The sequence below is a fragment of the Paraglaciecola sp. genome (assembly GCF_039943935.1).
Taxonomy (GTDB): Bacteria; Pseudomonadota; Gammaproteobacteria; order Enterobacterales; family Alteromonadaceae; genus Paraglaciecola.
In genome coordinates this window covers 425,184-437,109 of record NZ_JBDUZQ010000021.1, presented here as the reverse complement: position 1 = coordinate 437,109, position 11,926 = coordinate 425,184, and the positions used below count along the sequence as shown (strand labels likewise).

Here is an 11,926-nt window from a genome sequence, read left to right as displayed (position 1 = left end):
TACTTAATGAACAGAAATAAACCTAGAGTAGTGAAATACACGTCTATGCCTCGTTGAAAAATGGAGCGGAACGGCGGTCCTAAAAAGACCAGTTATCCCCCATAGGAAAGTAGACATAGAATGTTTCAGATATTTTACGGCTCTACCTACATCCGTGACTGCCTTCAGTGAAACTATCGTGGTTTAATATTAAGGTTTATTATTGAGGGTTTACTTTAGCTGAGCTTAGATCAATTAACTTCCCGTCTATTACAAATGCTTGTTTTCAAACAGCATACTTTAGTAATGGGTCAACCATCAGGTTAAGTTATATTTCTATAATTAATCAGCAAAGTTCAAAGCTTTAAATGAGGATGTTGATATTAGATGATCAAGTAAAATGTATGTCTTGATGCTAAATGCAATTGTAATGGGATGCTATTTGTGAAGTGTAGGTTTAACCTTATCTCAAGTTGGGCTAATCGAAGGTACACTACTCTGTTGTTTTATCTCTCGCCAGGAGCGTAATTGCTGCTTCTTTGACTAATTTGTTATGATACAAAACTAAATAAATTTGTTCGCATATAGGCATTTCAACACCAATGCGCTGACTTAAAATATGGACTTCTTTAGTATTCTTATAGCCTTCAACCACTTGGCCGATTTCAGATATAGCATCCTCTATTGATGCTCCTTTACCTAGCGCTAAGCCAAACCTTCGATTTCGTGACTGGTTGTCTGTGCAAGTTAATACCAAATCACCCAAGCCTGCCATACCAGTGAAGGTTTCTGGCTTTGCACCCATTTGGATGCCCAGTCTGGTCAGTTCCGCTAGTCCTCGTGTGATTAGGGCTGTTCTAGCATTAGATCCAAACCCTAAGCCATCAGCTAGGCCAGCTCCAATTGCTATGACATTTTTAACTGCCCCACCTAACTGGATGCCAATGAAATCATTATTTTTATAAACTCGAAATGTTGAAGAACAGTGTAGTTTATCAGAAAACTCTGCTGCTAAGGTTTCATCAGTAGAGCTTAAAGATATAGCAGTAGGTAAGCCCGCAGCCATCTCTTTAGCGAAAGTAGGTCCTGATAAGGCTGCAAAAGGTAAATTTTGGCCTAATACATCAACTGCTACTTCATGTAGCAGTCTTCCTGTTTCCGGCTCTAAGCCTTTCGTTGCCCAAATAATACGATGTTTTTGGGTTAGATAAGGTTGGATGTTTTTTAATGTGTCAGAAAACCCACTGCTTGGTACGACGACCAAAATGTCGTGACTAGATGCCACTGCTTTTTGTAGGTTATGTTCTATTGATAAAGAATCAGGAAATGTAAAGCCAGGTAGATACTTTTCATTTGATCTAGTTGTAGACATGTTGCATACGTGACTTTTATCTCGACCCCACAACGTAGTTGTTACTTTATTGCGAGAAAGGCAGAATGCTAGGGCTGTGCCATAAGACCCAGCCCCCAATACACATACAGAATTCAATATGAAGGTGTCCGCTTAAGCATCAAGCTTTTGAGGAGCTTGCTCTTGCTGAGCTCGTTTTTGCATGTATGCAGCAAATACCTGATTGAAATCTACAGGCGCTAAATTTAGTGGAGGAAAAGTACCTCTATTAACTAAATTTGAAATTGCTTCACGTGCATAAGGGAATAATGTATTTGGGCAAAACGCGCCAATCATCTGTGCAAGATTTTGTTCTGGCATTTTGCCGATACTGAAAATACCTGCTTGTTGTACCTCGCATAAGAATGCGGTTTCTTCACCAATCGATGCAGTTACTGTGACTGATAAAACAACTTCATACAGCCCTTCACTGATTGGGTTGCTTTTGGTATCTAAATCTAGTTTTACCTCAGGCTTCCATTCTTTTTGGAACATAGCAGGCGAATTGGGTGTCTCAAATGAAATATCTTTTGTATAAATTCTTTGAATTGCAAACTGAGGGCCTTGAGCCGTAGGCTGTTCTGCAGCTTCGTTAGGTTGATTTTCGTCAGCCATTGTAATGTCCTTCCACTTAGTTGATTAGTTAGCTAATAGGCTATCTAGTTTATTGGTTGCTTCTAATGCAAACAGGTCATCGCAACCGCCCACATGTTTGTCATTGATGAATATTTGAGGAACCGTTGAACGACCTTCGGCAAGAGTTATCATCTCATCACGTAAGTCTGGCTGTACTTCAATATCAATTTCTTTGAAACTGACTTGTTTGTTAGTCAATAAGGCTTTTGCTTTATGGCAATAGGGGCAATATCCCTTGGTATAAATAATAACATTACTCATAGTTGTTCCTGACATTACTTAGTAATTGGTAAGTTGGCACTTTGCCAAGTATTAAAGCCACCTTTCAATGTCACGACATTGGTAAACCCTGCTTTCAACATTTGTGAAGCCGTACGCTTTGATGTCATGCCCATGGCACAGATAACAATAATGGGTGTGTCTTTTAGTTTTTCAAGGGGACTAAAGTCTGCCTTGTTTACTAGTTCAGCTTTAATTTGTTTCGAGCCCAATATGTGACCTTTTTTAAATTCAGCTGCAGGACGAATATCTAATATATATGCGTCCTCTTTATTCATCAATAAAGTAGCGTCGTGCGTACCTAAGTCCTTTACAGAAGAGAGTTGTCCAGCGACGATTGAATAAACTAATGCCACTGATATTGCAGCAAATAAACCAGACAATATGTAGTGGTTAGTAACAAATTCTATTAATTGATCCATATGGATTGAGTCTCTTTACGTAATTACTTAAAAAAATGATGGGAAAGTATATAGAATTTGTTGATAGAAACTAGCCCAATAATACTTTGATATCATGAGCAATGAATAACTTATTGTTATCCATTTAGTTTTTTAGTCGAAATGGTCGTGACGAGCACCGCCAGTAAAGATACCATTAGCGGTATTCAAATAAACGTTGAAATTAGCGTGTAAGCACACATCAACTTTAAATGCATAGTTTATTCAAGAGGATTAGATAATGACCGAGAAGAAAAAAACCACAGCGTTAATTATATTAGACGGCTGGGGCCATCGTGAAGACCTAACTAGCAATGCAATTGCACATGCTAACACCCCTGTGTTAGATGGTTTATGTGATTCTTACACTAATACCTTGATTTCAGGTTCTGGTATGGATGTTGGTTTACCGCCAGGTCAAATGGGAAACTCTGAAGTAGGCCATGTAAATTTAGGTGCTGGAAGAGTGGTTTATCAAGACTTTACGCGTGTGACCAAAGCAATAGATGATGGTGATTTTTATGAAAATCCAATCTTAACTCACAATCTTGATAAAGCGATTACTCAAGATAAAGCGATTCACGTAATGGGGCTATTGTCTGCAGGTGGTGTCCATAGTCATCAAGACCATATTTTTGCTTTATTAACAATGGCCGCAAAACGTGGTGCTAAGAAGATATATCTTCATGCTTTCTTAGATGGGCGAGATACTCCGCCAAGAAGCGCTAAAAAGCCCCTTGAAGCAGCAGATGCCTTGTTTAAAGATTTAGGCGTGGGGAAAACAGCAACATTGATTGGCCGGTATTATGCGATGGACCGTGACGCTCGTTGGGACCGCGTAGAGAAAGCTTACAACCTCATTGCAAATGCGACAGGTAGCTGTAGTGCTGAAAATGCAATTGAAGCCCTAGATGCATCTTATGCAAGAGATGAGAATGATGAGTTTATGCAAGCCACCGTTATTGGTGAAGCTTGTCCTATTGAAGAAGGTGACTCAGTCTTTTTTATGAATTTTAGAGCCGATAGAGCTCGTGAGATTAGTCGTCCATTTGTTGAGTCAAACTTTAGTGAATTTTCAAAAAGTAAACATACTAACTTAAGTGCATTTGTTACATTGACACAATACGCAGAGAGCATTGATGCTCCTTCAGCATACCCACCTGTGCCATTGGTTAACGTTATGGGTGATTGGCTTGCACAAAACCATAAAACTCAGCTGCGCATTTCAGAAACCGAAAAATATGCTCATGTGACGTTTTTCTATAGTGGTGGCCGTGAAGATCTTTATGAAGGTGAAGAGCGTATTTTGATCCCTTCACCTAAAGTGGCCACTTACGATTTGCAACCAGAAATGAACTCTGAGGAACTAACAGATAAATTGGTGGATGCAATTAAATCTGGAAAGTTTGATGCCATAATATGCAATTATCCAAATGGTGACATGGTTGGGCATACTGGTAACTTTGACGCCGCTGTAAAGGCTTGTGAAGCGGTAGATTCGTGTATTGCAAGAATAGTAGAAGCTATTAAAGAAAATGGTGGTGACTGTTTAATTACGGCTGATCACGGTAATGCCGAAAAAATGCAAGATGAGCAAACAGGCCAAGCTCATACTGCACACACTAGTGAGTTGGTACCTTTCATTCATGTTGGAAAAAAATCAATTGTTAGAGAGGGAGGGACATTAAGTGATGTTGCGCCTACCATGCTGCATTTAATGGGCGTACCACAACCTAGCGAAATGACAGGAACACCTATTGTGACTTTGGCTTAGGCTTTTGAAACAGTTTGTCATTAAACAACCTTCGAAACTAAGCTGCTTTATCTACAGCTTAGTTTCGGTAGTGTTTTTATTTGTAGCGACTACTCCACAGCTTTTGGCTCAAGACAAAAGTGATTTAGAGTTAATTCAAAAACAAATAGAAGATAAAAAGAAACAAATAGCAAAACAGTTAAACGAAGCCAAAAAGCTCCACGAGAATTTAAAAAAAATAGAGCTAAATGTTGCTAAAACCGCTAAAAGTTTGAATCACACAGATTCCCAAATAGTTAATAATCAAAAACAACAAATCAAGTTACTGAAGCAGCAGCAAGAATATCAAAAAGCATTAAATCAACAAAAATCGCAGCTCGCAAAGCAAATTCGAAGTGCATATATGACAGGAAATTATGACTTTGCAAAAATGCTGTTGAATCAAAAAGATGCGGCAAATTTTGAGCGTACTATTACTTACTACCAATATTTAAATAAAGCTAGAAAGGAACAAATTGATAGTTTTAATCATTTGGTTAAAGAATTGACGCTTGTTAATTCACAATTAATCGATAGTCAGTCAGAATTAAAAAAACTCAAATCAGAACAAATATCACAACAGTCAATGTTGAAGAGTCAGTTGTCTAATAGACAGTCGACAATGCTCAAACTTCAAAGCTCTATCGAGTCAGATGAAGCAAAAATTGCGCAGTTACAAATAAACGAAAAGAACCTTATGGAAGCGTTAGTTAGAGCGCAACAAAAGATTGAGCAAGAAAATGTGAGCTTAGTAGGATTAAGTAATTTAAGAGGTAACTTATTGGTGCCTGCTAAAGGCAATCTGCGTAAGATGTTTGGAAGATTTCGGCAGGGGCAAATCAAATGGAAAGGTGTCGTTATTTACGGTGATTCTGGCGATGACGTAGTTGCTATTCACGATGGAAAAGTTTTATACGCCGATTGGTTAAGAGGCTTTGGGTTAGTCACCGTCTTAGACCACGGTGATGGTTTTATGAGCTTGTACGGACATAACCAAGCGCTACTAAAACAAGTCGGTGATTCGGTATCCGCTGGCGAATCCATTGCTCTTTTAGGGCAAAGTGGTGGTCAGAGTCGACCTAATCTGTATTTTGAAATTCGCCATAAAGGTAAACCTGTTAATCCAGTTTCATGGTTGAAACTTTAAACGTTTTAATTATTCACACCTGATATGGTTACGAGTTATTTCGAATTTTGTGAACTTGAATCTTCCCTTAACTAAATGAGAGATTAATTACTATTTAATGCGTTTTCTTATAAATTTTTTATTATTGGTCGCCTCCGTTTCAGTGCAATCATCGCAGATTGTTTTGATTATGGATGATATGGGAAATAAACCCCAAGACGCAGAAGCGTTTTCATTACCTGAGAATATTGCCTTTGCTATTCTTCCTAATAAAGCTCTATCTAAAAGTTTTTCGGAAAAAGCAGCAAAACAACAAAGAGAAGTCATTTTACATATGCCCATGGAATCCCTTGGGGGGGTAAATCAAGAAGAAGGCGTTTTATTGTCTACAATGTCTGCTACAGCTATTATTGGAAGACTACAAAAGGCATTGGACACTGTACCTAATGCAATTGGGCTGAATAATCATATGGGAAGTAAGTTTACACAACTGTCTTTTCCTTTATCCGTGACAATGGAGTTCTTATTAGAGAAAGGCTTGTTTTTTGTTGATAGTCGAACTACCCGATATAGTAAAGCTCAACGCATCGCTCAGCAAACTGGTGTACCAAATACTATGAGACATGTATTTCTTGACCATGTGGTTGAATTAGAAGAAATTGAAATTCAATTTAATCGATTAATAGAGCTAGCAAAAAAAAACGGCTATGCAGTAGGAATAGCGCACCCCCATCCAGAAACGTTACACTTCCTGCAAGGGCATTTACCTGCACTTGAGAAACAGCAGATAACATTGTCAAAGTTGAGTGATCTTTTTCCAAAATACACTGCTTCTATACCTCTTTTATTTAAGGATTAACTTAATGGCTACCGCAAATTTATTGGCTTTAATTGACGATATCGCGACTATTTTAGATGATGTTGCTGTGCTTTCAAAAGTTGCCGCAAAAAAAACGGCTGGAGTGCTAGGCGATGATTTAGCGTTAAATGCTGAACAGGTTTCTGGAGTTAAAGCTGAGAGAGAGTTACCAGTTGTCTGGGCTGTAGCAAAAGGCTCATTTTTAAATAAACTGCTCTTAGTACCTTCGGCTTTGCTAATTAGTGCATTCTTACCCTGGCTTATAACGGTTCTTTTAGTAATCGGAGGTCTATATTTATGTTTTGAAGGCGCTGAAAAGCTTGCTCATAAATTTTTGCACTCAAAAGATGAACGAGATGAAGTGCACAAACAAAAATTAAAAGCTGTTGCTGACCCGCAAACCGATTTAGTTGCACTAGAAAAAAACAAAATAAAAGGAGCAATTCGTACAGATTTTATTCTATCAGCAGAAATTGTTGTGATTGTATTAGGTACGGTACAAGCCGAACCTTTTATGACTCAAGTATCTGTGGTTTCATTATTAGCCATTGCAATAACTGTCGGGGTATATGGGTTAGTTGCAGGTATTGTTAAATTAGATGATGCGGGCTTATATTTATTAAGAAAGTCAGTATCTGGTGGATTCAATTCCATTCAAAGAGCATGTGGTCGCAGTCTTTTAATTATTGCGCCATTGTTAATGAAAACTCTATCTATAGTAGGGACAGCCGCTATGTTTTTGGTTGGAGGTGGAATTCTAGTTCATAGTATTTCAAGTATTCACCATATGTTAGAGCCAATACTTCATATTTTTGAAGGAGTAGCGTTTATTTCTGTATTAGCCCCTATTTTACTTGAAGGTTTAGTTGGTGTAGCTGCTGGAGTTCTCGTGTTAGTTGCTTTTACAGCTATAAATAAAGTGAAGGAATAACTCAGACTAACGATTGGAAATTGCTCACAATTACTTGTTGAGTCTCTTGTATCTTTTTCGAAATGTTATACCATAATGCCCCGAAAAATGACGTGGTGTTTCAATGCAAGTTAATAATGATAGAAGCTTACTGGACAAAGTAGGTATATGGGCCTCAAGTTTATGTGCGCTGCATTGCTTGTTGTTACCAGTCTTAATCCCTATTATTCCTTTTGTAGGGGCGTCATTTTTTGCCCAAGGGTGGTTCGAAAGAAGTATTTTGTCTTTTTCAATGTTCGTTGGTTTTTTGGCCTTGTTTTCAGGTTTTTATCGTTATCATAGGCAACTTTACCCTCTATATAGTTTAGCGTTAGGCGGGGTAATTTACTGGAACAAAGATATGTTTGGTGAGCCTTACGAACCTTTCATCGTCACAACTGGTGCAATACTGATTGTTGGAGCACACATTGTTAACTTGAAACTATGCAAAAGTTGTCAGGATTGTAAATCAGGTTGTGCAAGTTCGTAAATCATTCTTTTTGGCTGCACTTGATGGTGCACTTCCCCTATTATTTGTAGAGCTAAATAGCTAACTTAATAAGAAAGAACATCATTATTATGTAAGGTTCAGCAAAATTGCAGTAAATCAGTTTGTTCGTTTAAAACTTCAAAAATGGCTCTTGAGAGTCAATAACTTTATACCTAAGCAATGTGCAATAAGAACTGCACCCATGTTTACAGCAAATTAAATCATTGCCATTTCTAACCTTTTTTCTTCGTACAGTTCATTTATAAGGACAATCTAGCCAAGACTAAGAAGTAGCAATATTGCCGGCTAAAACACTGTTTGTTCGTCATGAATAGCTTAAGAGCATTTTCTTGTTGCTTGTCGACCTTGACGTGTTCAGGGTTGTTTTCTGTGAAGTTTTTGAGCACTAATTGTTTCATATATAGCAGCTGAGATAACTAATACTCCTCCTAGAAACGTTTGCCAATTGGGTTGTTCATTCAAAATGATTATCGCCATTGTCGTCCCCCAAAATGGTTGCATACATGCTACAAGTGAAAAGGTTTTTGCGCGTAAATGCCGTAAACTGGCGGCAATAAGGGCGTGAGGTAGCGCGGTTAAAAAAGTGCCCAGCACTAATAGCCAAATATAAGTATGCCTATCGGCAGTGAACAATTGCTCTGAAGAGAAAAAGCTCAGGCATACAAATATAACAAGTGTTTGGTAAGCCATAGCTTGAGCCCCAGAATAATGGGAAAAGTGCTTTCTATGGATTAGATTTCTAAGTGAATATAACAGTGCTGAAATTACCCCGATTAAAATGCCCAAGGTGACATCATTATCTAAAGAAATCTCTGGAACAATGAGACAAATACCAAGTAATACGACTAATGCACTAAATATGTCTTGCCAAACTAAGCTTATTTTTTCAAAAAAAGGTTCAAGCAATACTGTTATGACGGGGAAAGTAAACAAAGCTATCATTCCCACTGACACAGAAGAGTATTGCATCGCCGCGAAATAAGTTACCCAATGTGCGGCCATTAGTAAGCCTAATATTAGTGCAACAACATAATCTTTAGTATTGAGCAGCCTAAATTTACGCCCCGTAAATTTTAGAATAGCAACTAACATCACGCAGGCGACTATTGAACGTCCAAAGGTAATGTCGATTGCAGATAAAGGGATTATTTTTGAGAAAAGTGCAGTAGCTCCTAATAAAACTACGGTGAAGTGCAGAGATATTAAGCTCTTTTTAACGGGATCCACTTAGTTAGTTCTTAATCGTTGCAAAAACGTCGCCGAGGCGCGTAACGTCTCCTGCTTGTAAGTCTGTGAAATCTAGTGAATCAGCTTCAAAACAAGCAACAATTGTTGAACCTAATTTGAAGAGGCCCATTTCTTCCCCTTTTTTGATGGCGACTGAATTTTCGCCTTGAACAGGGTACTGCCAATGTTGTACGTTTTTGCCTGTAGGTGGAGAAATAGTACCGGCCCATTTTGTTTCAATACTAGCGACTATCGTTGCACCCACTAAAACCATGGCCATTTTTCCAATTTCTGTATCGAAGATGGCCACTACACGTTCATTTCTAGCAAACAAACCTGGCACTCGTTCTGCGGTTAATGGACTAACTGAAAATAACTCTCCAGGGATATAAATCATATCGGTTAGTTGACCATCAATAGGCATATGAATACGGTGATAGTCTTTGGGCGATAAATAAATAGTAGCAAATTTACCACCTAAGAAAGGTTCGGCTATTTCAGGCTTTCCGCCTAGTAATGTAGTCAAACTATAATTATGACCTTTAGCCTGAAAAATCGAGTCAAAGTTAATATCGCCTAATTGGCTTACAGCTCCATCAACTGGAAGGGCCAACTGGTTTTCATCGGCGCAAATTGTTCTGGCATCATCTTTCAGTAATCGCGTAAAAAAAGCATTAAAAGATGGGTATGACTCTGGATCTGATTCTAACGCTTCGGACATATCCACTTTATATTGTTTTATAAAAAGCTTAATGATACCCGTAGTGAGAGCTCCAGCTTCTGCCGCTGCCAACTTCCCTATGAGTCGAGAAAGTAAGTGTTTTGGGGTGATATATTGCAGCGCAATTTTTAATGAATCTAACAAAATGGAATCCTAACCTATAATCTACTTAAAAGTGTACCTGAATAATTAAACTAGTGTGATCTTCGCTAAGTTCAATAGGCTATATGCTAGTAGAATTTATCGTTTTGATTTTTATAAGGTTATTTTGCGTGAGATGGTCGAAGTTCGTCCATATTTGCTAATATTTTGTGATAACTCTGATAACGCTGCTCACTAATTTGGTTGTTTTGTACAGCTTGCTTTATTAGACACCCAGGGTCGTTACCATGTTTACAATCTCTAAATTTACAACCGCCTAAATACTCTCTGAACTCTTTAAACCCATGGGTTAACCGTTCAGTTGGTAAATGCCAAAGTGCAAACTCTCGAACACCTGGCGAATCAATAAGGTCACCCCCTGCAGGGAAATGTAACAGTTTTGCCGTTGTAGTAGTGTGTTGTCCCAAACCTGAGTTGTCGGAGATATCACCAATTACTTCATCGGCATCAGGCAATAAGGCATTAATCAAACTTGACTTGCCAACACCTGATTGACCCACGAAAACGCTTACTTTATCTTTTAAGCATGCAGCTAATTGCTCAATTCCAGTTTTTGTTTTGCAGCTGGTATACACAATTTGATAACCAATATCTCGATAAATATTGAGTTGCCCTTCAACTTCACCTCTTTGCTGGTCGTTAAGTAACTCAATTTTATTGAGCAAGATAACAGGTGTAATTTCAACATCTTCAGAAGCAACTAGATACCTGTCTATTATATTTAAAGACAAGGTAGGCAATACCGAGCTTACAATAATGATTTGATCGATATTTGCAGCAATAGGTTTAACACCGTCGTAAAAGTCTGGGCGTGTAAGGACTGATTGTCTATCTTGAACAGCCTCTATTATACCGCTTATGGTGAGGGTTTGATCTTTGCCGGGTCGAAATAATACTTCATCGCCGCAAACTACACTACCTATAGTGCGCCTCATATGGCACCTGTGAATGGTGCCCATATCATCTTCAACGTCAGCGTGTTTCCCAAAGCGTCCAATAACCCGACCCGTTTGCTGCTCACCTAGTTGGTTATCTTCAATTTCAGACTTTTTTGAAGGCTCAGACAAGCGTTTAGTGCGGTTTACTGATACTTGACGTTTTTGACGATGAGTTAGCTTTGGTTTTTTTGCCACGTGATTCTTTGCTGTAATTAATACGATTTCTAGTATCATGTTACCGTTTGGTTGCCTTTAAACCAAATATTATCCAGCATTCTTCTTAACTCAGGGGCGACAATGTCAGTAAATAACGAAAATTTAGTTTGGATTGATATGGAAATGACAGGACTTGATCCTGAGACTGATGTTGTATTAGAGATCGCCACTATAGTGACAGACAAAGATCTCAACATTCTAGCTGAAGGGCCGGTGTTGGCAGTCCATCAGCCAGACAATGTTTTGAATGGTATGGATGAATGGTGTACCAATACCCATGGAAAATCTGGATTAACCGCTAGATGTCAGCAGAGTACTATTACTATTGAGCAGGCTGTTGAACAAACCATTGAATTTTTGGCGCTTTATGTTCCTAAAGGTATATCTCCTTTATGTGGAAATACTATTGGGCAAGACCGTCGTTTTCTGGTGAAGTATATGGCTGAGTTAGAAGCATATTTTCATTATAGGAATGTTGATGTGAGTACCATAAAAGAATTAGTCCGCCGCTGGAAACCCGAAGTACTTGATGGTTTTCATAAAAAAGGTGTTCACTTAGCACTTGACGATATTCGTGAATCCATCGCTGAAATGGCTTATTACCGCCAACATGTTTTTAATATTTAATTATTACTTTATCGTAACTGTACAATTCTTGAATCATCTGTCGAGTATTTATGCAAATAAACAAAAAAACAAAA

13 protein-coding genes are annotated in these 11,926 nt (G+C 38.3%); 6 read left to right on the top strand and 7 right to left on the bottom strand.

The features are described from left to right. Window positions 1-472 precede the first annotated feature (472 nt). Genes gpsA through ABJD71_RS13945 form a run of 4 tightly spaced genes read right to left on the bottom strand, consistent with a single transcriptional unit; the run spans window position 473 to window position 2,706 of the window. Entirely contained in the window at window positions 473-1,471 is a 999-nt protein-coding gene (gpsA, locus tag ABJD71_RS13960) for an NAD(P)H-dependent glycerol-3-phosphate dehydrogenase (RefSeq protein ID WP_348170512.1), read from the bottom strand. Window positions 1,472-1,483: 12 nt separating this feature from the next. Further along, window positions 1,484-1,984, bottom strand: a complete 501-nt coding sequence (secB, locus tag ABJD71_RS13955; protein ID WP_348170477.1) for a protein-export chaperone SecB — start codon at window positions 1,982-1,984, stop codon at window positions 1,484-1,486. A 24-nt stretch (window positions 1,985-2,008) separates the two neighbouring features. Then, window positions 2,009-2,266, bottom strand: a complete 258-nt coding sequence (gene grxC / locus ABJD71_RS13950) for a glutaredoxin 3 (RefSeq protein WP_348170474.1) — start codon at window positions 2,264-2,266, stop codon at window positions 2,009-2,011. A 14-nt stretch (window positions 2,267-2,280) separates the two neighbouring features. Then, window positions 2,281-2,706 (bottom strand): rhodanese-like domain-containing protein, encoded by a 426-nt coding sequence (locus ABJD71_RS13945; RefSeq protein ID WP_348170471.1) that lies wholly within the window; start codon window positions 2,704-2,706, stop codon window positions 2,281-2,283. Between the two features lie 259 nt (window positions 2,707-2,965). Between ABJD71_RS13945 and gpmI the strand changes: the two genes are divergently transcribed. From gpmI to ABJD71_RS13920, 5 genes are all read left to right on the top strand, one after another. Further along, entirely contained in the window at window positions 2,966-4,498 is a 1,533-nt protein-coding gene (gene gpmI / locus ABJD71_RS13940; RefSeq protein WP_348170468.1) for a 2,3-bisphosphoglycerate-independent phosphoglycerate mutase, read from the top strand. A 70-nt stretch (window positions 4,499-4,568) separates the two neighbouring features. Then, the gene (locus ABJD71_RS13935; protein WP_348170509.1) at window positions 4,569-5,663 is read left to right on the top strand and encodes a peptidoglycan DD-metalloendopeptidase family protein; all 1,095 of its coding nucleotides are present in this window, start codon (window positions 4,569-4,571) and stop codon (window positions 5,661-5,663) included. 97 nt (window positions 5,664-5,760) lie between these two features. Further along, on the top strand, window positions 5,761-6,501 hold the full coding sequence (locus ABJD71_RS13930; RefSeq protein WP_348170465.1) for a divergent polysaccharide deacetylase family protein: 741 nt from the start codon (window positions 5,761-5,763) through the stop codon (window positions 6,499-6,501). 4 nt (window positions 6,502-6,505) lie between these two features. Next, window positions 6,506-7,432 (top strand): DUF808 domain-containing protein, encoded by a 927-nt coding sequence (locus tag ABJD71_RS13925; RefSeq protein ID WP_348170461.1) that lies wholly within the window; start codon window positions 6,506-6,508, stop codon window positions 7,430-7,432. A 103-nt stretch (window positions 7,433-7,535) separates the two neighbouring features. Beyond that, window positions 7,536-7,940, top strand: a complete 405-nt coding sequence (locus ABJD71_RS13920) for a MerC domain-containing protein (protein WP_348170458.1) — start codon at window positions 7,536-7,538, stop codon at window positions 7,938-7,940. A gap of 375 nt (window positions 7,941-8,315) precedes the next feature. Here the strand turns inward: ABJD71_RS13920 and ABJD71_RS13915 are convergent, their stop codons facing one another. From ABJD71_RS13915 to rsgA, 3 genes are all read right to left on the bottom strand, one after another. Then, window positions 8,316-9,188 carry a DMT family transporter gene (locus tag ABJD71_RS13915; protein ID WP_348170455.1) on the bottom strand — a complete coding sequence of 291 codons (873 nt, stop codon included), beginning with the start codon at window positions 9,186-9,188 and terminating at the stop codon, window positions 8,316-8,318. Between the two features lie 4 nt (window positions 9,189-9,192). Then, complete coding sequence (gene asd / locus ABJD71_RS13910) at window positions 9,193-10,053, bottom strand: archaetidylserine decarboxylase (protein WP_348170452.1); 861 nt, start codon at window positions 10,051-10,053, stop codon at window positions 9,193-9,195. A gap of 119 nt (window positions 10,054-10,172) precedes the next feature. Then, a complete protein-coding gene (gene rsgA / locus ABJD71_RS13905) occupies window positions 10,173-11,204 on the bottom strand; it encodes a small ribosomal subunit biogenesis GTPase RsgA (protein ID WP_348170449.1) in 1,032 nt (343 codons plus the stop codon). A gap of 102 nt (window positions 11,205-11,306) precedes the next feature. Between rsgA and orn the strand changes: the two genes are divergently transcribed. After that, a complete protein-coding gene (orn, locus tag ABJD71_RS13900) occupies window positions 11,307-11,852 on the top strand; it encodes an oligoribonuclease (protein ID WP_348170446.1) in 546 nt (181 codons plus the stop codon). Window positions 11,853-11,926: the final 74 nt, after the last annotated feature.